We start from the raw sequence: 21,929 nt of genomic DNA, 5'->3' as shown, positions 1-21,929 counted from the left end.
TGCAAGAAAGTTGGTACACCGGGCAAGTTTCCCAACACGACCGATCCGAGCGTCGCAGGGGCCATGACCGCCGCAATCAGCACGGTAAACTTTTCGCAAGCGGAAAAGAATTCCTGCCTCAATCGCGAAAGAGGCCGACTTTACCAGATTTCCAGATCCAGTTCGAGTTGAACGCCGAGTCGGTTTTGAACCTGTGTGCGGACGGTATCGATGATTCGCAAAATGTCGTTGGCCGAACAATTCGACTCCGCCACCACGAAGTTGACATTGCGATCGCACAGCGTGGCGCCGCCGACCTGCGTTCCCTTTAGACCTGCGGCTTCGATCAATTCGGCTGCGGAGGCGCCGCGCGGATCCTTAAAAAGCCTGGCGGAATTTTGATGTCCCAAAGGCTGGCCGGCTTTGCGCAGGATCCACAACTTGTGCAGGCGACGAGTTAGGTCTGCGGGATCTTCCGGCGTTAGTTCCAACTCCACCTCCACGATCACGGAATCGTCCAGCGTGCTCTTGCGCCGACTAAAGAGGATTTCGCGGTGCGTTCTGGTTTCCATGGTGCCCGAGAGAGTGACGACATCGACCCGGCGGACCCATTCGCCGATATCCCCGCTGTGCGTGCCGACGTTTCCTTGGACGGCGCCGCCGACGGTACCGGGAATGGCCACCAATGTCTCCAGGCCGCCGAATCCCTCGTGTGCGGCAAAGGTGACGACGCGTGTCAACGCGGCCCCGCCGCCCGCGATGACGCGGTTATCTTGCGATCGCACGTCCATGAAGGCCGGGGAACCTAGATGGATCACTAAACCGGAAACCCCTTCGTCTCGGACCAGAATATTGGATCCGGCACCCAGGACGCGAACCGGTACGCCCTCTTGCTTGGCACGTCGAATCAGGGCGGCCAATTCTTCCGCCGTCCGAGGCTCGGCGTAAAACTGGGCCGGCCCACCCAGTCCCAACCAGGTATGCATCGCCAGCACTTCCGCTTGCCGGACCACCTTTTCGAAGCCGGACCAAGTACTCATCACCAGTCCTCTCTATTTGCCGGGTCGATCGTTTATGGACGTGCCCCAACGTTTGCGGCGGGACGCGGAGTGTTTTCTTGATTGTGGGCCTTTGCTCGCCGCCGGTCCAGGCGTGCGGAGAACTCAGAGCGGCGATATTGTGCTCCGCGCGGAATTGCCGCCGCGTTGTTCGGAAACGCCGTCGTCTGCTACAATTGCGGTATTCTATGCGTCGAAGAAAGACAGGAGCGATCGTAAGCCCGATTGGAATTCCGTGAAATTACTCCCTCGATCCGGCCGGTCGCTTGCCTGGAAAGGGCAGCACGGCGGCTGGCCGCGAGGTCGTCCCGCCGCATAGCTTCGCTTCTTGGTAGGGGAATGTATGTCGAGCGATCCTCAGGAATCACGAAGATCGGCAGAAGCATGGTGGTGGAGGAATCTGCCGAATCTGCTCACGCTGTCGCGGATTGTCTTGGCTGTCATTCTTTTTGCCCTGCTCTCCTTTCCAAGTTCGGCGACCTATTGGATCGGTTTGGGGCTGTTTCTCTTGGCGTCGCTGACCGATTTTCTTGACGGCTATTTGGCGCGGCGGTTTCACTTGGTGACGCAATTGGGGCGAATACTGGATCCCTTTGCCGACAAATTGGTCGTCTGCGGCACATTTGTTTTTCTGGCTGCGTCCCCCCGTATGTTGGAAACGCCTGGGGGGCTGCATCCGTGGATCGTCGTGGTCATCCTTGCGCGTGAGCTTTTGATCACCGGCTTGCGAAGTTTCCTCGAGCAGATGCGAATCGACTTCTCGGCTCGCTGGTCGGGGAAAATCAAGATGGCCCTCCAGTGTCTTTTGGCGGTGGTAGCATTTGCATACCTTGCCTTCGACCAAGAGCCTCCCGGATCGCCTGCGTGGTGCTGGATCAGCCTTGTCGTACTGACATACGCCGCATTACTGGTTACCGTTTACTCCGGATATCAGTACGTGCGCATTGCCGCGGCCCATCTCGGGAAGGTTTGGTGAGATCGCGGACCTTGGCAACCGTCGCTTTCCCGCCGGAGGGACGCTTATTGCGCCTATGCCTGGAAGCCCTGGTGGCATGATCGAGCCTTGGTTCCGAACTCGTAGGCGTGTGACTACGCGGTGTGATCTGAGCATTTAGGGAGATGCGGTGAGGATTCATCGGTGCCAAGCGGTCCGCGATAGTGGACTAGGCCATAGGTAGATGTTCAGAACGAGCGACGAACAGAGATCGAAAGACAGTGAATGCGATCTTGCCGGTGATTCTTGTCGCATGTGCGCTGGTCGGAAGCGTGGCCTGGTGGTTGACCTTGGCGAGTCGACCCGATCTGCGGCGCGAGCTTTGGCCGGCCTTTCGATTTCGTCGCGTGCCGTGGGGGGCGGCCGATGTCTTGGGGGCATTCGTCCTGGTTCTGCTGATGGCCGGGTTACCGTGGGACCAGTGGCTCTTTCAGGCCGTCTCGAACCCTTACGACCATCGTTCCGCCGCGATTGATGCTCCGCCGCTGAACTTGCCCGGGCGTGGCGAGGACCGACGCTCGGTTGCGCCGCGATCCGACAACGTTGCGAACCAGGACGCTTCTCAAGTCCCTTCCGAGCCTCATGAAACGCCGCGAAAAATATCGGAATCCGATCAGAAGCGGAGTCACGGTTTGTGGATTCTATTGCAGAATCGGCCAACCTTTGCAATGTTCTTTCTTTGCTTTCTCGTTGCCGTCGTCGCTGCGCCGGTGATGGAGGAGACGCTGTTCCGATTGTTGCTTCAGGGGTGGCTGGCGACTCGTGAATGGCAAATTCGTCGTTGGCTGAACAACTCTCGGCGATGGTCTCGAAGACGGGGCGCCGAGAGCCTGAGCCTGGCCCATTCGCAACAATTTGGCGTCGTATCGGTGTTGGTGGTGGCCGTATGCTTTTCGCTGATCCACTTTCGATCCACGTCCGATGTCCCCTCGGCGGATAGTATCTTGGCGATTATGCTGCGGCAGTTGTTCGGCTACGGTGCAGCCTGGCCGCTCTTGGTGCTTTGGCTGACGTTGGGGAGAGGAGTGAGGCTCGGCACATGGGGGCTTGCCCGAGAGACCTTTTGGCCGGACGTGGTGCTCGGGCTGCGTTGGTTCGCGACGCTGGCCGTGCCCATTTACGGTCTTCAAGTCGGCCTCTCCGCGATAACTCCGGACAGCGTTGTCGTGGATCCCTTGACGCTGTTTCCGTTCGGACTGGTCTCGGGGGTATTATGTCTGCGGACGGGACGACTCCTTCCGGCGATCGTTTTTCACATGGCACTGAACGGCACCAGTTTGGCTTTGGCGGCCATGCTTCTGCTTTCCGGGGGATTCTCGTGAAGGGACCGCTCAGGCGAGGCCGACACGAAGACGCTGCGGCCCGAATGGCGACCGGGAGTCCGCACTTCTGCCGGTTTGCGGCACGGTCTATAATGACGTGGATACCCCGTGCGGGGGCACCTGACGGGCTGGGCGGCGGCTTTCCCGTAAATTCGGGAGTCGCCTAAGGGACGATCCTTTCGAGCAGGTTTGGAGAATGGGTCATGGAATTGGGGTTCGGGATTATCGGATGCGGGCTGATCGCGAAATTTCACGCCCGGGCCATCGCGGACGTGCCGGGAGCGCGTTTGGTTGCTTGCTATGACGTCGTGCAGGCGGCGGCGGAGAAGATCGGACAAGAGTTCGGGTGCAAAGCCTACTCGGATCTCGACGCGATGTTGGCGGACCCGAACGTCCAGGTCGTCACCGTTGCTACACCGAGCGGGGCGCACATGGAACCCGCCGTGGCGGCGGCGAAAGCCGGTAAACACGTCATCGTAGAAAAACCGCTCGAGATTACTTTGGAGCGCTGCGACGCGATCATTCGAGCCTGCGAAGACGCAAAAGTGACGCTTTCCACGATTTTCCCTTCGCGATTCCACGGTTCGAGCCGATTGCTCAAGGGTGCCGTCGAGGAAAAGCGATTCGGCCGACTCACCATCGGGGATGCGTACGTCAAATGGTGGCGAACACAACAGTATTACGACGGCGGCGCCTGGCGGGGGACGTGGAAGCTCGACGGGGGCGGAGCTTTGATGAACCAGGCCATTCATAGCGTCGATCTGCTGGTCTGGCTGATGGGACCGGTCGCGGAGGTGTCGGCGAGAACGGCCCTTTTGGCGCACGAGCGTATCGAGGTCGAGGATGTCGCCATGGCCCTGCTGCGATTCGAATCCGGCGCGCTGGGCGTCATCGAAGCCACGACGGCGGCGTATCCCGGCTATCTGAAACGAATCGAACTGCACGGCGACAAAGGCTCCGCCGTGATGGAGGAAGAGGATATCGTCAAATGGGATTTTGCCGAAGTTCGGCCCCAAGATGAGGAAATACGGCGCAAAATGGCGGAAAAAGTCAGTGGAGGCGGCGGTGCTTCCGATCCTGCCGCCATCGGTCACCACGGCCACGCCATGCAGTTCGCCGATGTCGTGCAAGCCATCCAAGAAGGACGCAAACCGCTAATCGACGGCTACGAAGGCAGGCGCTCCGTGGAAGTGATTATGGCCGTATATCAGTCCGCGGAGACGGGCAACATTGTTAAGCTGCCCTTGGCGGCGGACCCGGTCTTGCGGGCGAGAGAGGTCGGCGTGGCAGGACTGGGACGCTAGCGGGTCCGGCGATCCAGGCGTATCAAATTTGATGGCAAGGACGGGCATCGCGAGCGAATCATCATGACCACGCTCGGGATGGATTTGATAATCTCCAATCAAGGCAAGAGAAATGGCTGTTGAGTTCAAGCTTCCGAACTTGGGCGAGAACGTCACATCCGGAGACGTTGTCAACGTCTTAGTGCAAGAGGGTGACGTCATTGCGGGCAATCAGGCGGTCTTGGAACTGGAGACGGACAAGGCCGTGGTCGAGATCCCCTGCCCTCACGCCGGACGCATTGACAAGGTGCTCGTGAAGAAGGGCGACACCATCAAGGTCGGCCAAGCGATTCTGTTGGTAGAGAGTGGCGCGGCGGCCGACAGTTCCGCCGAGGCCGAAAAATCGCAAACACCCTCGCCCGAGGCTGCCTCGGAAACGGCGTCGGAATCGGCAGTAGCGGTCGCCGCATCCGCGAATGCGGTGGGTAAGACTGGGGCCGTTGCCGATCAATCGGCCACGGTCGCGAAAGCTCCGGCAATTGCCAAACCGGAAACCTCGGCGGAGAATGGCCGCGCGGGTTTCCCGGGCGCGGACTCACCGTCTCTCGCCGATTCGCGTCTGCCGCTTCCCGCGGGACCGGCGGCGCGTCGTTTGGCACGCGAACTGGGTGTGGATTTGCGTTCGATCCGAGGCACGGGATCGCACGGACGCATCACCGTGGAGGACGTCCAGGCTGCTGCATCGAAAACGACACGCGAAGTCGGCGTTCCCGGCCCTGTGGTTCCCCCTGGGGAACCCGGTCGCGATAGTTGGGGGCCCGTGCGACGCGAAAAGATGAGCAAGATACGCAAAACGATCGCCGCTCAAATGACGCGGTCCTGGACTACGTGCCCGCGAGTTACCAATTTCGATGATGCCGACGTGACCGATCTGGAAAGTTTGCGCAAGAGCATTCCGCCGGATTTTCTCGGTCCCGGCTTGAAACTCACCATGATGCCGTTCATCCTACGCGCCACGGCCTTGGCCTTGCGGCATCACCCGCTGCTAAACGCTTCCTTGGACGAAGAGAATGAGCAAGTCGTCTACAAGGAATACGTGAACTTGGGAATAGCCGTGGATACGCCGCGCGGCCTCGTCGTGCCGGTCTTACGCAACGCTGAACGGCTCAGCGTTCCGCGATTGGCCGAAGAACTGGCACGTTTGGCCGGAAAAGCCAGAAACGTCGATTTCACGGTCGAGGATTTGCGAGGCGGCACCTTTACGATCAGCAATTTGGGGGCCGTGGGCGGCACTTACAGCACGCCGATCATCAATTATCCCGAAGTGGCGATCCTCCTGGTGGGTCGCTCGCGATGGTTGCCCGCAGTTCGAGACGGCGCCGTTGTGCCGCGATTTATGTTGCCTTTGTCGCTTTCTTACGATCATCGACTGGTGGACGGCGCCGCAGCAGCCCGATTCCTTAACGAAGTTATCGACTGGTTGCAGTCGCCGGGCAAATTGCTGCTTAGCGGTTGAAGACCGTTTTCACCGACTTGCGCCGTCTCTTTCGTTGAAACACGTCCTTCCGGTGGAAACGCCGTAATGGGTAGCGTTTCTCCGAGAAGCAGGTTCCACGCTTTTTGTTGGGGTGCTCCATCATGGAAACACAATTGGTCGTCATCGGCGGCGGACCGGGAGGATATGCCGCGGCATTCTTGGCTGCCGATCTGGGTTTGAAAGTGGCTCTCGTGGATCAAGAACCGCGGTTGGGCGGGGTGTGCCTGTTGCGGGGCTGTATCCCTTCCAAGGCCCTCCTTCACGTGGCCAAGGGAATGGCGGAAGTCCGGCACATGGGAGAATGGGGCATCCAATACGATGCGCCCAAGATCGACGTAGCGTCTCTGCGAAATCGAAAGAACAAGGTCATCTCCACGCTGACCGGCGGTTTGGCTCAGTTGGCGAAGAACCGCGGGGTGGATGTAATACAAGCGCGAGCACGGTTCGAGAATTCGCGTCAACTTCGTCTGGGCGGCGTCGATGGGAAGTCGCCGCCGGCCGATACGTTGACTTTCGAGCACTGCATCATCGCCGTGGGATCTCGGCCGACCGTCCTGCCGGCGTTCTCGCGGGGCGGAAAACGTGTCATGGATTCCACCGGCGCGCTGGAATTGGAGGATATCCCGGAGCGTCTGTTGGTGGTGGGCGGCGGATACATCGGCTTGGAACTCGGTACGGTTTACGACGCACTGGGAAGCAAGGTCTCGGTGGTGGAAGTGACCGACGGCTTGCTGCCGGGCGCCGATCGCGACTTGGTGCGGCCCCTGCACAAGCGGTTGGAGCGGACGTTTGAGGCTATTCACCTGCAAACCAAGGTCGTGAAACTGGAGGAGACAAATAAGGGAGTGCAAGTGACTTTGGAGAACGCCGGGGGAACGAAGACGGAGACGTATTCCCGCGTCTTGGTATCGGTGGGGAGAACTCCGAACAGCGACGGCTTGGGACTGGAGAACACCAAAGTCGAAGTCTCGGACCGAGGATATATCGTGGTCGATGCCCAAATGCGAACCGCGGATCCGGGAATCTGGGCGATCGGGGACGTCGTAGGGCAGCCGATGCTGGCTCACAAGGCCGCCCACGAGGGGAAGGTCGCGGTCGAGGCCATCCTGGGTCATGCCGTAGCCTTCGAACCTCGCGCGATTCCCGCCGTCGTGTTCACCGATCCGGAGATCGCGTGGGCGGGTTTGACCGAGACGCAGGCGAAGGCGAACGGCATTCCGTACGAAACTGCGGTCTTTCCTTGGGCGGCTAGCGGCCGCGCCCAAGCGGTGGGCCGCACCGAGGGGCTTACCAAGTGGCTGGTCGATCCGGAAACCGAGAGGGTTTTGGGGGCCGGCATCGTGGGACCGAACGCGGGCGATCTTATCAGCGAGGCCGTCCTGGCGATCGAGATGGGCGCCGTTCTCCGCGACATTACCGAAACGATCCACCCGCACCCGACGCTTTCGGAGACCTTGGCCTTCGCGGCGGAGGTCTATTTCGGCACCGCAACGGACCTATATCGCCCGAAACGGACGGCGGATCAGCAATAGATCGAACTTCGCCCGGCGAACAAAGACGAAGAGAATCGATTTCCTTCCTTTGTCGGGAATCTCGTTCGTCGAGTGTTTTTTCAGCGATTCTGCGGCTTTGTTAGTTGGCGATGTGTTTCCCGTGATACGCCCTCGGCAAACGAGGGGGATCAAACGCGACGATGGATTTTCCTCGGGTAGTGATTGTCGGACGACCCAACGTCGGCAAGTCCAGCATTCTGAATTGGCTGGCGGGCAGACGAGTATCCGTCGTTGACGCTTTGGCGGGCGTGACGCGCGATCGTGTGTCCGAGCGTATCACGATCGGTGATCGACACGTAGAACTGGTGGATACCGGCGGGATCGGCATCGTCGACGAGGGCGACTTGGCCGAACACGTGGAGCGCCAGATTGCCGCCGCCATGGGCGGCGCAGATGTGATCCTGTTCGTTACCGATACGCGAACGGGAATCACGCCCTTGGACGAGGAGGTGGCAAGGCGACTGCGATCGATCCCCTGCCCTATTCTTTGTGTGGCCAACAAGACGGATGCGGCCTCATGGGATGCGGCGGCCGCCGAGTTCACGCGATTCGGGTGGCCCGTTGTCGCGGTCAGCGCCGAGCAGCGTCGGGGTCGCGAAGAATTGCTCGAGGCCGTTGAGGAACTCCTGCCGCCGCCGACGCCGGAGACTCCGGAACCGGAGGTCATGAAACTGGCGATCGTCGGACGCCGCAACGTGGGCAAGAGCACCTTTATCAATACGCTGGCCCGGGAAGAGCGGATGATTGTGAGCGAGATTCCCGGCACCACTCGCGACAGCGTTGACGTTCGGTTTGAGATCGACGGCAGAGCCTTCATCGCCATCGACACGCCCGGCGTGATGCGGCGGAAGAGCGTTCGCGAAAACGTCGAGTTCTACGGTTTGGTCCGCGTGCGAGAGAGTATCCGACGGGCGGACGTGGTTCTGCTATTCTTCGATGCCTCGCGCGAAATCGGGCGAGTCGACAAGCAACTGGCGCAGGCCGTCTTCGAGGCATTCAAGCCCGCCATTTTCGTCGTCAACAAATGGGATCTCTTGGCGAAACAGATTTCCACGGGCGTCTGGGTGGAGCGGCTTCGCGATGTGTTTTCGTCGCAGCAGTATGTGCCGGCGGCCTTTATTACGGGAAAGAGCGGCAAGAATGTGCGTCGTCTGATCGACCTCGCTCAATCGCTTTACAAACAATCACGGTACCGATTGACGACGGGGGTGTTGAATCGGATTGTCCGTACGCTGCTGGTCAGAAACCCGCCGCCGCTCCACTCGGGGCGCCGGGCCAAGATCTATTTTGCAGCCCAGGTCCGCGCGGCGCCGCCCACGATCGTGCTCTTCTGCAACGATCCGGAGGCTTTTTCACCGTCATATCGGCGATACCTTCTCAACGCGATTCGGGATCAGTCTCCCTTTGCGGAAGTTCCGATTCGATTATTGTTTCGCCGGCGCACGGGCGGAAAAGGCGGCGAATCGCATCGACCGGCCTTGGATGAGTTGCCGGAGGAAGGACTCGATGATTCGCGCCTTGCCGAGGAAGAAGAGGCGTGGTTGCAGACGGACTACGATGAGGCACCGGGCGAAGACGCCGATGACGGTGACATCGCCGAGGATTGAGCCGATCATTGGGAAACGGCGCTGAGCGACGGCGCGGCAAGCTCATAAACCCGGATGTGATTCGGATTAGCCCCACCGGTCTCTTCATTGTGAAGAATCATCTTTGTGCCGCGAATCCAGACGCCGTTTTGCGTCCCGTCGGCGCGCACGAACGGCGGTAAGGCCCCCGCCTCTCCCGGTGTTTTAAGCGGCAAAACGTAATTCCACCCATCTCCCGAAGAGGACTGTAAAGCGACTAAACATCCGGTCGGACCGGAAAAAACGATGTCGGGGCGGTTGTCGTTGTCCAGGAGGGTGAAGCGTAAACCGGCGTCGCGCCCACGGTCATCGACGAACATCGTCCGGGCGGGGAGATTCGTAGGATAGGTTTGCCAACGATCGTCTTTCCAGGCGAACACTCGGCGGCGAATCGGATTTCCTACCACCACTTCTGAACGCCCGTCGCCGTCCAGGTCCAACAGACGCACTCCCTGGTCGATTCCGTTTCTCGCGGTAAACACGGGGGTTCCGTCCTCGGGGAATTCCAGGCCGGCAAGCCCGTTGGGGACCTCGGTCCAATCGGTTCCCTCGAAGTGCCACAGCCCGGCCCAATCCTCAGTGCGGACCAAAACACAGGGGTGGGCGGGAGAACCGAACATGCCGAATTGTACGCCCGTGTTGATCACGGAACCGTCTTCCTGCGCCAGTGCAATGGGCACCGGAAAGCCGGTTTCGCGCCAAGTTCCCCGTGATGCATCCCAGCGGCGTGTGACGCGAACGCGCTCATTTGCGATTACAGCATCCTGCATGCCGTCCCCATCCACATCGAGAAGACGCACCCCTTGGTCGGCGCCGTTTTCCCGACGCAGACCGAGGCTCTTGGTAAGCTGAGCGTTGAGTTTAGCCGTAACGTCGTTCAACGTCAGAAATCTCACCGCGCGACCGTAGGTTTTGGTTGCATGACGGATCAGTTCGATCACTTGATTGTTGCGAATCCACCCCCAGGGATGGAACGTGAGAACGTACACCCCTTGCTTCCGCACCGCGACATCGAGGGCGCACTTCATATCCTCCAAGGCTTGCGGAGCGGCAGGCTGATTATGGAAATGGAACGCGACCCAGTCGTCGGGGAGCGTCATCGGAATCTCCCAACACCCCCATCCCACAACCCAAGGATAAGGGTAATTCTCAACGTAATTGACGAAGCCTCGATCGGCTGGCAAGTATCGGGCCAATCGGGGGAGGCCCTGGATGGGAGCGGCCCACTCTGCGGGGATATCCGGGTCGGTCGCGGTCGCAACATGGAAAATGGAGGAGTCCGCTTGCAGAAAGCGCCCGTCCGGCGTGGCGGCGTGGAATATTTCGGCGAAGAAACGCGGGCTCATGGCGTTGATGGAATCGCAGCACGGCATTCGATAGGCGCGCGGTGCGTGTGGGCCGAGGGCATCACTGATTTGGTCCACCGCCCGATCGTAGGTGGCCTTGGCCGCTGAAAAATCGCCCTTTTGCAAAAGCGGGCAGGGGTGATCCGCGGTATGCGCCCCGATCGCGGCCCCTTCCTCCAACCACCGTTGCACAACGGGGTCGTCCGCCGCAACGCTGTTGGCCATCAAGGTAACGGCGGCCTTACCTTCGATCGACTTGAGTTCCTCGAATATCGGTCGGAGATATTCTTCGAATAAGGTCTTGCGGTCCGAACGCAAGTCGTCGATCGTGAGCAATACCACCGCTCGAACGCCCTCCTCGCCGACCCATTGCGGGGTGACGAGTCGTGGAAAGTTCGTGTGAGGGTAATACGGGTTAAAAGGTTCGGAGAGGTACCAGAATCGATTGCCGGGCAGATCGGTCATGTGCCGGATCGGCGCCGGCGCGGCTGAGTCCTCGGCCATGAGCGACGGACCCAGCGCGATTGCCAGGAGCGGCAGGACGGCCATGGCCGCGAACCCCCAAAAGCTGCGAAAACGGATTCGATTCGTCATCCCGCGGAGATTGAGACTTGAGTTGCAGCGATGGAAGATGCCTGATGAGGACGGGCTATGGCGAGCAGGCATGGTGATTCCTCTCGTCGAACTTGTGTCGGGATGTTGTTGCTGCGAAATTTCCTCGCGACGGTACGCGAGGCATGCGAACCCCTTTGGATTACGAACTTGCGACGTTTTCGGCGGCGTATTTTCGGGCCAGCGCGGTGTTGGCGGCCACTTGATCCGAGTAAACGGGGAACATCCCCACGATGATGCCGTCGCAGGGCTTGATGTTACGGAATGCGAAGGCGAACGCTTCCTCAATTCCCTTGGCACCCGTACATTTGCGCCCCGCCGCGAGGATCTTAAAAGCCAGGCAAGGCTTGGGCACATCTCGTACGACGGCGGTCATCTCCACCGGATCCGTTTCCAAGTAGGGTTCGCCCACGATCGCCCGGCCAAGCAATTCGAGTTGTTCTTCTCGCGGTCGGTTCACCTTGTACATACAGGTCATGAACAAATCGTTCTCCCAATCCTCGTCGGCAATGCGGCGGATGTGATCGGGATTGTGCGACGAAACCCCCGCCAACACGCCGTGATCGTGCGCCTTTTTGACATAGTCTCTGACAAGTTGGGCTTTTCCTTGACGAAACAAGGCATCCGTCACCCCGCCATGATGAACCAAAGCAATGCAGTGTGTGTCGTCGATGACCTGTTGCATGGGCGGATCGGTCTCCCGTTCGGCGTGCAAGCAGATGAAGTTCATCTCGCCGCCGGACTCTTGCACTTTTTGAATGGCCCAAACGGATCTTGCTTCATGGTCGAACTGCCAGGTGCGAATGCCGCGGCGCATGCATCGACACAAGAAATCGTAGATACGTTCCGGCGTGAAGTATTCCCGCATGTATTGGTCCAGGATGGGGGACGAGTGCGAGTAACCGCCGATGGGATTCCACCCTGCCACAAGCCGCGTGATGCAATGGGATCCTAGAGGGATGGTGGGCAAAACTTCATCCGGCGCGGGGGCGTCCTGTTCCGAGTGTGTGCCTTGTTCCCAGGCCGGGAGTTGCGGCATCGCCGGTCCGATGAGACCGGCACCGGTCGTCGCCAGGGCGGCTTTCAGAAAGAAACGTCGTTCCCGACCGCGGACTTGGAAAGCTTGCTGACGCACTGGCGGCCTCCTCGCGATAAGGGGTCTCCATGAGGGAGAACCTCCGAAGCATCGATCCGGCGTACCGACTCATCGGCTCGCAATCGCCGGGTGCAATCGGCTATCCGCGGAACCGGCGGGGCAACGCCGCGACCTGTCAACTTTTCACGCGCTGAGATTGTAGCGCGGTGCCAAGGCTCAAGCAATAGTGGGCCGGGGCGTTGAAGGGGCGGAGCACGACTGCTTTCTCGGTACGCAAGCGCAGCGGAAATCCGTCAGATCCGAATCCCTCTGCCGGACGAAGATCGCAGAGGGCTTTCGGCGGATGCGGCTTCGAACACGCGGTCGTTTTGAAGAGGAGAAGAAAGACGCAGCGCGGTCAGGGTAGTTCTTCGATCGGCAACGAGTTTTGGGAAATGAAGGCGAGAGCCTCCTCTTTGGTGAAAACGCTGTCGGTGGTTCCGATGGCGCGGACGCAACTGGCGCCCAATGCGCTTCCCCAACGGAGACATCCAACCGGATCTTCTCCCCACAACAGTCCGGCGATAAAGCCTGCGTCGAAGGCGTCTCCCGCCCCTGCTCCGCTGACGAAGTCGACAGGATAGACGCCGGCCCGAAACCTGCCGCCGCGGCCCCAAAAAAGCGATCCTCGCGATCCGGAGGTGATGACCACGTTGGCCGCGCCCGCATCGTGGAACCTTTTGGCCTGCTCGACGGGATCTGAAACATTCAGGATGATTTCGGCCTCGTCGTCGTTGGGCAGAAAATAGTCTACCTCCGGCAAAAAGCGGCGAATGATCGGCCAGTAGTCGCGTTCCCCCATCAGAACGACGTCCAGGACGGTCTTGACGCCTCGAGAGCGAAGTCGCTTGAGCGTGGCCAGAAATGCATCGGTTTCGAGGGCGGGCATCATCAGATAACCGCCCACGTAGAAGATGCGGACGTTCTCCAACCAGGTTCGCGGCAAGTCTTCGTCCGAGAAAACATGGTTAGCGCCGGGGGTGCTGATGAAACGGCGATCCTCGTTCTTGACGTTGACGATCATTGTAGCGGCGGTTCCGCGATCCGGTACGAACCGCACACCCTCGGTGTCGATGTTCGCTTGGCTGAGGGTTTCTGCGATGAATCGCCCGAACGAGTCGTCACCCACGCATCCCGCCACGCCCACATCGACACCCAGCCTTGCCAGGTCCATGGCGACGTTGGCCGCACAACCGCCCAGACCGAGTTGAATGCGGGGCGACGGCACCAGTTCACCGGCCCGCGGGAGATGATCGACGGGTTCGCAAGCAACGTCGGCAAACAGGATTCCGGCACTGACGACTTCATGTTTTTTCGCCATGGGCTACGCTCTCCGGCAGCAAGGTTTCTCCCCCGGCGGCGACGGTCGGCCGCAGTCAATCAATGCAAAAGCCTTTGTTCCACCCAGCGGTAAATCCTGCGCGCCGCCTCCGCCTTTGAACCGAGGAAGGTCCCTAGGACGGTGCCGTCGGGCGTGAACGCGGTGATTTCGGTTGTATCGGAATGGATGGCCGCAGGATGGTTCAGGACAATCATGTCGCATTGCTTGCGTTGCAGTTTCTGCATGGCTCGAACCGGCCCGTCTCGCGTCTCCAAAGCAAATCCGACGATCCAGCGCCCTTGTTTCCGGGCGGCCAAAGCGGCCAAGATATCAGGAGTTTCCACCAGTCGCAAGAATAGGTCATCGCCGGTCTTCGCGATCTTATCGGAAGCTCGAACGGCGGGGCGAAAGTCGCAGGGCGCCGCCGCTCCGATGACGCCGTCGCACTCCGCAAACATATCGCTCGCGGCCGACAACATTTCCTCCGTGGTTGTGACGAAATGGACGCGGCAAGCGGACGGATAGCGGATTTCGACGGGGCCCGAGACGATGCAAACCTCATGACCGGCGGTCAAGAAGGCCTCGGCCAAGGCGCTTCCCATACGCCCGCTGGACGCATTCGAAAGATAGCGAACGGGATCGAGATACTCCCGCGTGGGACCCGATGTAATCAGCACTTTAGCCAAGGCCCGATCTCCGCGTGCCGAACGGCGAGCTTTCCAAGCCGACATCGCGTGGCGGTCGACTCACCTTTACGAGAAATCTCGTGCGTCCGTCCCGCCCGATCAGACGATACGGCGGTTGAGGACTTCCTCGATTTTGGCGAAGATGACATCCGGTTCGGCCATGCGACCGGTTCCGATTTCACCGCAACTGAGATGCCCTTCGCCAGGCTCGATGATGACGAATCCGTCGTCGCGCAAACGTTGCAAGTTGCGTTGCACCGCCGGTTTTGCCCACATTTGGGCGTTCATCGCGGGGGCGACCACGACAGGGCCGGTAAACGCCAGGAGGCACGTCGTGAGCAGGTCGTCTGCCAGTCCCCAGGCCGCCTTGGCGAGGAAATTGGCGGTAGCGGGAGCAACGCAGAGCAATTCCGCGCGGCGAGCCAAATCGATATGGGGATGCGGCGTCGGCGCCCAGATATCGACGCCGACGGGGCGCCCCGTCAATGCCTCGAAGGTCTTCGGGCCCACCAAGCGTGTGGCGGCTTCCGTCATGACGACCGTCACGGAGTCGCCGCTTTGCATTAGGCGACTAACGAGTGAGGCCGTCTTGTAGGCGGCGATCCCACCCGTCACACCGACCAGGATTTCGCGTGCGGCCATTCCCGTTCGGCCCCCTCACTTCGCTCCCGTGGTTGGATGATCGCGATTCGCGTCATCAGCGAGTTGCCCGCGGATCAAGCGGGTGGTAGCCCACCGCCCGTCAAACCGAGGTCTTCCGGTTCCGGCAGATCGGCCACCGTCCTCACGCGGTCGTGGAGATCCAAATAAATCTTATCCTCCATGATCTCCCGCAGGACGATCTTCATGCGATCTTTCGTGTCCAAATCCACCAAAGGCGGGGCTCCCTTCATCAGGGCTACCAAGCGCTTCTGAATCAGCGTCGAGAGCTTGAAACGCCCTCCAACCTTGTCTACGAGCGAGTCATCCTTCAGTTCATCGTACATGGCTGGAACCTCCGTCGGCGACGATCCCTTTTTGATCGTAAGTGCCGGTCAAACCGGCCTCAAAAGCGAGAATTCCGCAAATTCGGGCAACCGTGTCCTCTACCCGGTCATTGATTACGCGATAACGGTAGTGATCGGCCAGACGCAACTCCTCTTCGGCGCGTTGCAGTCGAAGTCGCACCGTTTCTTCATCTTCGGTGCCTCGTCCGCGGAGTCGCTCCAATAGCACGGTCGGATTTTCAGGCAGAAGAAAAATGCTCACGGCGTCCGGCAAAGCTTTGCGAACGGCGATCGCACCTTGCACATCGATTACCGACAATACCCACTTTCCGTCCTGGAGCAAGCGCACGACCGAATCGCGGAGGGTACCGTACCAAATCCCATTCCCGAACACTTCCGCGGTTTCGAGGAACTCTCCGGCCTCACGACGGCGGAAAAATTCATCCGGCGTGAGAAAGAAGTAATCGACTCCATGAACTTCTCCCGGACGCGGCGGACGGGTGGTTGCGGAGACGCTTTTCACCAACGGCACGGGCGACTCGCGCAACAGACGTTCCGCGACGGTAGTCTTCCCGACGCCGGAAGGCCCTGAAAGGACGACCAGTTTGGCTGTCCGTGACGGCACTCCTTGTTGTTCTTCCTGGGAGCGGTTCATCAATCTTCCGCACCGTCTCCTCATTCTACATTTTGTACCATTTCCCGAATCCGCTCGACCACCGTCTTGGCCTGAACCACGTAGCCGCTGATCTCTACGTCGTTCGCCTTGGCTCCCAGGGTGTTGATCTCGCGCACCATTTCCTGCGTCATGAAGTCCAGTCGCCTGCCGATTCCGTCGGCGGATGCGGAATCCAACGCCTGGAGAAATTGTTCGACATGGCTCTGGAAGCGAACCAATTCCTCAGAGATGTCCGATCGTTCGGCGAAAAGCCCCACTTCTCGCAGGATATCCTCTTGGGCCGCCTGAATATCGACTTCGCCCAACAAGCGGTTGAGACGCTCGCGCAGACGCTCCCGATAGTTCTCAATGACGATCGGAGCGCGGCTGCGCACCTGAGCAACCAGTTCCAACAGTTCGCGACAATTGCGTCGCAGGTCGTCCGCCATGTTGCGACCTTCGATTTGCCGCATCCGTTGGAATTCTTGTACCGCCTGCTCTAGTGCCGCCATAAGAATGGGTTTGAGTTCTTCCACTTGGCCCGCCGGATCGGTACGGTCCGAAATGACACCCGGCAATTGGAGGAAGGAGTCCAGGGAGTTCGGCGGCGTCGCATGCGCGTCGATCGCGATGCTCGTGAGTTGGTTCCAATAGCCTAACAGCACCTCTCGGTTGATACGAAAATCGACCGATGAGGGCGGTCGATCGATGAACAAATTGACTTGCACCGTTCCCCGGCGGACGTCGCGCTTGAGCAAGGCCTCGATCTCGGCTTCGGCGGCCGCCGTCAGGCTCTCATTGCAACGGATACTGAGTTTGAAATACCGATTATTGACGGCACGGACCTCGGCACGGACGGCGAATCCCGGCCCCTCGATCCTCGCCTCTCCGAACCCGGTCATGCTGAGGAGCAAGACAACGACCTCCGGTGCCAATCATGCACGTAGATGGGACAAAGTCAACGATGAATCTCGGAGGATGGCGACTGAGAATCGCCTGGGCTTCGCGCCGGTACCGGCGTGTTTAACACGTCATGGAGTTCCACCACTCCCATCTGCGCCGGATTGGGCCGGAGGAGTCCCAGGGACCTCGGCGCCCGATGTGCTCGCCGGAGCGGGGCTTGCCGCGGAATCGCTTTCGCTTTGTGCGGGCAGAAGAGTGGAACCCTGCGCAGGCGCCGAACCGCCGACGTCGAGTCGGGATCGTTGACCCCAGCGAAAATAGCCCAGCGCCAACACGCACAGGACGATCCAAAACGCTGCCACGCCGATGGTAATCCTGGTGAACGTGTCGCCGGCTTTGGCACCGAAGGCGCTTTGACCGCCCATGCCGCCGAAAGCGCCGGCAAGCCCCCCGCCTCTACCCCGCTGGATCAGCACCAGCAAAACCATAAACACGGCGGTCAACGACAGGAGGAGCAAGAAAATGATTTTCATGGTTGTATTCGTCGTCCTGAGCTTGGTTCCGAACGTTCACGGGCAATCGCCGATCATCCTCAAGACGTCTTGCAGGTCTGCGCCGCCGCGACGATGGCGAGAAAACTGTCGGCCTTCAGGCTGGCACCGCCGATCAAACCCCCGTCCACGTCGGGCATTTTCATGAGGCTCTCCGCGTTAGCCGGCGTGACGCTTCCCCCGTACTGGATGCGAAGTGTTTCGGCTGCGTCTTTTCCGTAGCGAGCGGAAATCAAATGCCGAATCTCCGCCTGAACTTCCTCGGCTTGCTCGGGAGTGGCGTTTTCGCCCGTCCCTATCGCCCAGACCGGTTCGTAGGCGATGACGCAGTGCGACAATTGTTCGGCCGACAAACCCGCCAGGGAGCCTTCGACTTGGCGACGAATCACCGCGGAGGTCTTGTTTTCCTTCCGTTGCCGAAGCGTCTCCCCCACACAAACGATCGGTTTGAGTCCCGCCTCGAGCGCCGCGAAGACTTTCTCGTTGACGAAATCGCTCGATTCGCCCATCGCGCGGCGCTCGCTGTGCCCCAGAATGACGAACGTACAGCCGACGTCTTTTAGCATAAGGGGGCTGATTTCGCCGGTAAACGCGCCCTTTGGCTCGGGGTACAGGTTTTGGGCGCCAAGCGCTACCCGAGAACCGGCCAACACTTCCGCCACCGCCGAAAGGTAGACGAACGGCGGACAAACCGCCACGTCGACTCCCGGAAATGCCTCGACCCCTTGCACTATCGCCTTGGTCAAAGCCACGGCGGAAGCGCGATCCAGATTCATCTTCCAGTTACCGGCTACGATCGGTCGCCGCATTACGCGAACCTCCTTGAGCGGAATAGGATGCGCAGAGACTCCCCCTTTGTCGAGCGAATTATCATTATGATCTATCAATTACGCACTTATGACAAGGGGAGCATATCGGCGCTCGCGTCGGCGAGTTGGGTCGCACCCTGCGCTTCGTCCTTTTTAAGGACCTTGCCGTGGGGGAATCTTTACAAACCTGCTTGCTTGGCTGCTGAGCCAATCGGGTGGCAGGCGGCGGAACTACACTCAGCCGACCGAAATGGGTTACCCTTTTCGGGTGAGGACCACTCTGACATCGCACACGTTGGTGTGGGTTGGGCCGGTTTTTATCAGACCTCCCGTTTGTTCGAAAAAGCTGTAAGCGTCGTTGCGTTCGAGGAATGAGGCCGGCTGAAGTCCCAGCTCCTTGGCGCGCGCGATTACGTCGGCGTCCACAACGGCCCCGGCAGCGTCGGTCGGGCCGTCTTCGCCGTCCGTGCCCCCGGACAAAAGCGCGATACCGTGAGCGGCGTCTTCCCATAATGCCAAGGCTGCCGCGAGGACCAGTTGTTGGTTTCTACCCCCTTTTCCGCGGATGTGGGGCGGTGCCAAACGCACCGTCGGTTCTCCGCCGCTGATCAGGCAGTCGACGGATCCCAGGTCGCGCATGGAAATCGCTTGCTGGGCGAGTTGCGCGCCGATCTCTTCGGCGGGGCCTTCCAGACGCGGACTGCTAATACAGGCGTGCCGATAGCCGAGTCGCTCGGCCTCCAATGCGGCGGCATCGACTGCGGCGGCATTGTTGCCGATTACGAAGTGATGGACCTGGCGCGGCCCCGTTCCTGAAGGGACTGTCGCCGGTTTTTTCCCGCGCTGCAGATGCGCGATCACATGCGGAGGCAAGGCGGACTTCACCTCGGGATACTTTTGCAACACTTCCAAGGCTTCGCGCGGTTCGACGGAGTCGGGTACCGTCGGACCGGACGCAATGAGATCCAGCGGGTCGCCCAGCACGTCCGAAATGATGAGTGAAACGAGCGTCCCCGCGCCGCACGCACGGAGCAGCCCTCCCCCTTTTACCAGACTAAGGGCCTTGCGTACCGTGTTCAGTTCGGCGATGTTCGCGCCGGCTCCGCTGAGAAGCCTGGTGACGTTGAGTTTGTCTTCCAAGGTGATCCCCGGGGCGGGGTATGGCAGCAGAGCCGATCCCCCCCCCGAGATCAAACAAATGCATAAATCGCGATCGGTCAAGTTGCGCAGGATAGTCAGGATCCGCTCGGTTCCGTGAACGCCTTGCGCGGTCGGCTCGTTGATGCCCGGGGGACGAGCGGGATGGAGGTGGATTCGCCGGGTGGGTTGGACGCAATCATCGGGGACGTTGACCCAACCGCTTAGTTGAAACCTATCCGCCCATGGAGGACGAAAAACCGACTCCAGTCCGGCGACCATGCCCGCTCCGGCCTTTCCCGCCCCCACGACGGCAATTCTGCCGATGGAAGCCAAGGGTATGCGAAGCGGGTCGAACTCTCCCAACACTAGGGAGTCACCCTCGATTCGGACGTTGCGCCGAACGAGTCGGTCGGCTTGAACGGCCTCCACTCCGGTTCGCCAAATCCGGAGCGCATCTTCACGAAGACGCTTGCGATGATCCACGGTAATACTCGGAGGGAAGTACCCGCCGCCGGCATGTTGCGGAGGCATTCGGTCGACGAAGTCGGGATTCGCAGTGATTCAGTCAGACGTTGCGTTCGTCACAGTGTGCGCCGACCCGGGCGCTTAGAGCATGCGGTATGCGTCGACGCTTCAGGGCAGCAGTCGCAGGACAACGGCACGCACGTCGGCGACCTGTTGCCCGGCGATCTTCTCGGCTTGCAGAGTCAACGTTCCCTGCCCGGTCGACAGTCGCAGGGTACCCAGAACCAAGGGCTTGAAGTCTTTGACGTACGACTCTCCCGAGCGAGGAACGCGGTCGAATTCCGCGCCCCGGAGCGGCGGATCGAAAGGTTCGGTGATGGTTGCCGTCACTTGAGACGCCCCCAAGGAGACCTTGACCACCGATCCGACATCCGCTGCGGGGCAGGTATAGAGCAGGACGGCTTCGTATTCGCCCGGCGTATGGACTTCGACGTTCCAGGTCATAGTGTCCGAAAGGCTCTTCCAATGGGTGAAAAACGAGCAGTTGGGCGCCTGGGCGCTGCGCCGAATTTCCCCGGAGGGAACGCCGTCGCGTGCCGGTAGATAGGTCGTAGGGTATTCCCGGTATCCTACAGGAAAAGGCCTGTCATCCGGCGAAGAGGGCATGACTTCCCGTCGCCACGCCTCCACCGCTCGGCTTAGCTCGGCGGCGACCTCGGGAAATTGGGATTGCACGGGGAGCTTTTGGCCTGGATCGCTTTCCAAGTCGTAAAGTCGCCCTTGGTGATCCAAGATAAATCGCTGCGTATGGACGCTGACGCGTCCGTTCCAGTGCGAGAATATCTTGCGATCGACCGTATCGTCGCGATTGCCAAGCAGCCAGGGAGCCAAGCTCATGCCGTCCCACGGTTTTGGGCAACGGCATGAAATGCCCGTCAAATCAACGAGGGTTGGGAACAGGTCGATGGCCGCGGCCACTTGAGTGACTTTGTGACCGGGCGGAATCACGCCGGGCCTGCGGATAAAGCACGCGGAACGGACGCCGCCTTCGTCCGTGGAACCTTTTCGGCCACGAAAACCGCCGTTCCAGCGGAAGGAATTCGGGCCGTTATCGGAGAAATAGATGACGATCGTATCGCGGCTGATGCCGCGTTTTTCGATCGCTTCGAGAAGGCGGCCCACGTTCCAGTCGATGTTTTCGCACATCGCCAAAGCGGCGCGCGTGACTTCGATATTCTCCGGTTCGGGACCGGAGTGCCTCATTTCGATCGGGCGGTCGCGAAATTTGTCGTAGAAACGATCCGGGACCTGAAACGGCGAGTGCGGCGTGTTGTAGGCCACGTGGCAAAAGAAGGGGCGGTCGCCGTTTTTTTCGATGAAGCGGATGGCATGATCCGTGAGATCGTCGGTAATGTATCCCGTGCCGCGAACCCATTCGCCGTTGTGTTCCAGCGGCGGTTCGAAGTAGATTCCCCAGTGACCCGAGGTGAAGCCGTAATACTCCTGGAAGCCGCGGGCCAGCGGGTGATAGGGATATTGGGTTCCGTTGTGCCATTTACCGAAGAGGCCGGTTGCGTAGCCTGCCGATTGGAACGCTTGGGCGACGGTGTATTCATCCAGGTTGAGCCGCTCCCCTCCTCGTGTCACGTCCCGCACGCCGACGCGGGGATGGTATCGTCCCGTCAAGAATTCGGCCCGAGTGGGAGAGCAAACCGGGCACACGTAGAATCGCTCCACTCGTGCCCCTTGTTGCGCCAAGGAGTCCAGATTCGGCGTCTCCAAATTGGTGTTTCCTTGGATTCGGAAATCGCCCCAGCCTTGGTCGTCCGCCAAGATGACAACCACGTTGGGATGATTCTCGGCGGTCGCAAGGTTGACGGGCAGCGCCGCCAGGCCGATCAGCATCCAGGTCGCGTAGGTCCCCCAAACCATTGATCGCATCGCGTTGCCTCCCGCTCGGAAAATTGAA

Annotated in this window: 19 protein-coding genes; 6 read left to right on the top strand and 13 right to left on the bottom strand. The window is 60.1% G+C overall.

Annotated elements, in window-relative coordinates:
• Positions 1-140 precede the first annotated feature (140 nt).
• Positions 141-1,019, bottom strand: a complete 879-nt coding sequence (gene murB, locus ACYQ6J_RS01150; protein ID WP_460182355.1) for a UDP-N-acetylmuramate dehydrogenase — start codon at positions 1,017-1,019, stop codon at positions 141-143.
• A gap of 361 nt (positions 1,020-1,380) precedes the next feature.
• Between murB and pgsA the strand changes: the two genes are divergently transcribed.
• From pgsA to der, 6 genes are all read left to right on the top strand, one after another.
• Complete coding sequence (pgsA, locus tag ACYQ6J_RS01145) at positions 1,381-2,013, top strand: CDP-diacylglycerol--glycerol-3-phosphate 3-phosphatidyltransferase (protein ID WP_460182354.1); 633 nt, start codon at positions 1,381-1,383, stop codon at positions 2,011-2,013.
• 239 nt (positions 2,014-2,252) lie between these two features.
• On the top strand, positions 2,253-3,353 hold the full coding sequence (locus ACYQ6J_RS01140; RefSeq protein WP_460182353.1) for a CPBP family glutamic-type intramembrane protease: 1,101 nt from the start codon (positions 2,253-2,255) through the stop codon (positions 3,351-3,353).
• A 203-nt stretch (positions 3,354-3,556) separates the two neighbouring features.
• Complete coding sequence (locus tag ACYQ6J_RS01135) at positions 3,557-4,657, top strand: Gfo/Idh/MocA family protein (RefSeq protein ID WP_460182352.1); 1,101 nt, start codon at positions 3,557-3,559, stop codon at positions 4,655-4,657.
• A 112-nt stretch (positions 4,658-4,769) separates the two neighbouring features.
• Complete coding sequence (locus ACYQ6J_RS01130) at positions 4,770-6,152, top strand: dihydrolipoamide acetyltransferase family protein (RefSeq protein WP_460182351.1); 1,383 nt, start codon at positions 4,770-4,772, stop codon at positions 6,150-6,152.
• Between the two features lie 122 nt (positions 6,153-6,274).
• Positions 6,275-7,705 carry a dihydrolipoyl dehydrogenase gene (lpdA, locus tag ACYQ6J_RS01125; RefSeq protein WP_460182350.1) on the top strand — a complete coding sequence of 477 codons (1,431 nt, stop codon included), beginning with the start codon at positions 6,275-6,277 and terminating at the stop codon, positions 7,703-7,705.
• Between the two features lie 161 nt (positions 7,706-7,866).
• Positions 7,867-9,333, top strand: a complete 1,467-nt coding sequence (gene der, locus ACYQ6J_RS01120) for a ribosome biogenesis GTPase Der (RefSeq protein ID WP_460182349.1) — start codon at positions 7,867-7,869, stop codon at positions 9,331-9,333.
• A gap of 5 nt (positions 9,334-9,338) precedes the next feature.
• Here der and ACYQ6J_RS01115 read toward each other — a convergent pair whose 3' ends face one another.
• From ACYQ6J_RS01115 to ACYQ6J_RS01060, 12 genes are all read right to left on the bottom strand, one after another.
• Positions 9,339-11,363, bottom strand: a complete 2,025-nt coding sequence (locus ACYQ6J_RS01115; RefSeq protein ID WP_460182348.1) for a polysaccharide deacetylase family protein — start codon at positions 11,361-11,363, stop codon at positions 9,339-9,341.
• Between the two features lie 88 nt (positions 11,364-11,451).
• Positions 11,452-12,444 carry a hypothetical protein gene (locus ACYQ6J_RS01110; RefSeq protein WP_460182347.1) on the bottom strand — a complete coding sequence of 331 codons (993 nt, stop codon included), beginning with the start codon at positions 12,442-12,444 and terminating at the stop codon, positions 11,452-11,454.
• Between the two features lie 358 nt (positions 12,445-12,802).
• A complete protein-coding gene (locus ACYQ6J_RS01105) occupies positions 12,803-13,765 on the bottom strand; it encodes a carbohydrate kinase family protein (RefSeq protein WP_460182346.1) in 963 nt (320 codons plus the stop codon).
• A gap of 59 nt (positions 13,766-13,824) precedes the next feature.
• Positions 13,825-14,442: a phosphopantothenoylcysteine decarboxylase domain-containing protein gene (locus ACYQ6J_RS01100; RefSeq protein WP_460183295.1), complete on the bottom strand. Its 618-nt coding sequence runs from the start codon at positions 14,440-14,442 to the stop codon at positions 13,825-13,827.
• A gap of 108 nt (positions 14,443-14,550) precedes the next feature.
• Complete coding sequence (locus tag ACYQ6J_RS01095) at positions 14,551-15,093, bottom strand: flavoprotein (RefSeq protein ID WP_460182345.1); 543 nt, start codon at positions 15,091-15,093, stop codon at positions 14,551-14,553.
• A 74-nt stretch (positions 15,094-15,167) separates the two neighbouring features.
• Positions 15,168-15,437, bottom strand: a complete 270-nt coding sequence (locus ACYQ6J_RS01090) for a DNA-directed RNA polymerase subunit omega (RefSeq protein ID WP_460182344.1) — start codon at positions 15,435-15,437, stop codon at positions 15,168-15,170.
• Positions 15,427-16,092 (bottom strand): guanylate kinase, encoded by a 666-nt coding sequence (gene gmk, locus ACYQ6J_RS01085; protein WP_460182343.1) that lies wholly within the window; start codon positions 16,090-16,092, stop codon positions 15,427-15,429. Before gmk ends, ACYQ6J_RS01090 begins: the two co-directional genes overlap by 11 nt.
• Before the next feature lie 20 nt (positions 16,093-16,112).
• Complete coding sequence (locus tag ACYQ6J_RS01080) at positions 16,113-17,006, bottom strand: YicC/YloC family endoribonuclease (protein ID WP_460182342.1); 894 nt, start codon at positions 17,004-17,006, stop codon at positions 16,113-16,115.
• Between the two features lie 117 nt (positions 17,007-17,123).
• Positions 17,124-17,528 carry a preprotein translocase subunit SecG gene (gene secG / locus ACYQ6J_RS01075; RefSeq protein ID WP_460182341.1) on the bottom strand — a complete coding sequence of 135 codons (405 nt, stop codon included), beginning with the start codon at positions 17,526-17,528 and terminating at the stop codon, positions 17,124-17,126.
• 59 nt (positions 17,529-17,587) lie between these two features.
• Positions 17,588-18,355 (bottom strand): triose-phosphate isomerase, encoded by a 768-nt coding sequence (gene tpiA, locus ACYQ6J_RS01070; protein ID WP_460182340.1) that lies wholly within the window; start codon positions 18,353-18,355, stop codon positions 17,588-17,590.
• A 255-nt stretch (positions 18,356-18,610) separates the two neighbouring features.
• Positions 18,611-19,978: a glycerate kinase type-2 family protein gene (locus tag ACYQ6J_RS01065; RefSeq protein WP_460182339.1), complete on the bottom strand. Its 1,368-nt coding sequence runs from the start codon at positions 19,976-19,978 to the stop codon at positions 18,611-18,613.
• Between the two features lie 150 nt (positions 19,979-20,128).
• Positions 20,129-21,901 (bottom strand): arylsulfatase, encoded by a 1,773-nt coding sequence (locus tag ACYQ6J_RS01060; protein ID WP_460182338.1) that lies wholly within the window; start codon positions 21,899-21,901, stop codon positions 20,129-20,131.
• Positions 21,902-21,929: the final 28 nt, after the last annotated feature.

Source organism: Thermopirellula anaerolimosa, assembly GCF_054657335.1.
This window is presented reverse-complemented; position numbering and strand designations above follow the sequence as displayed.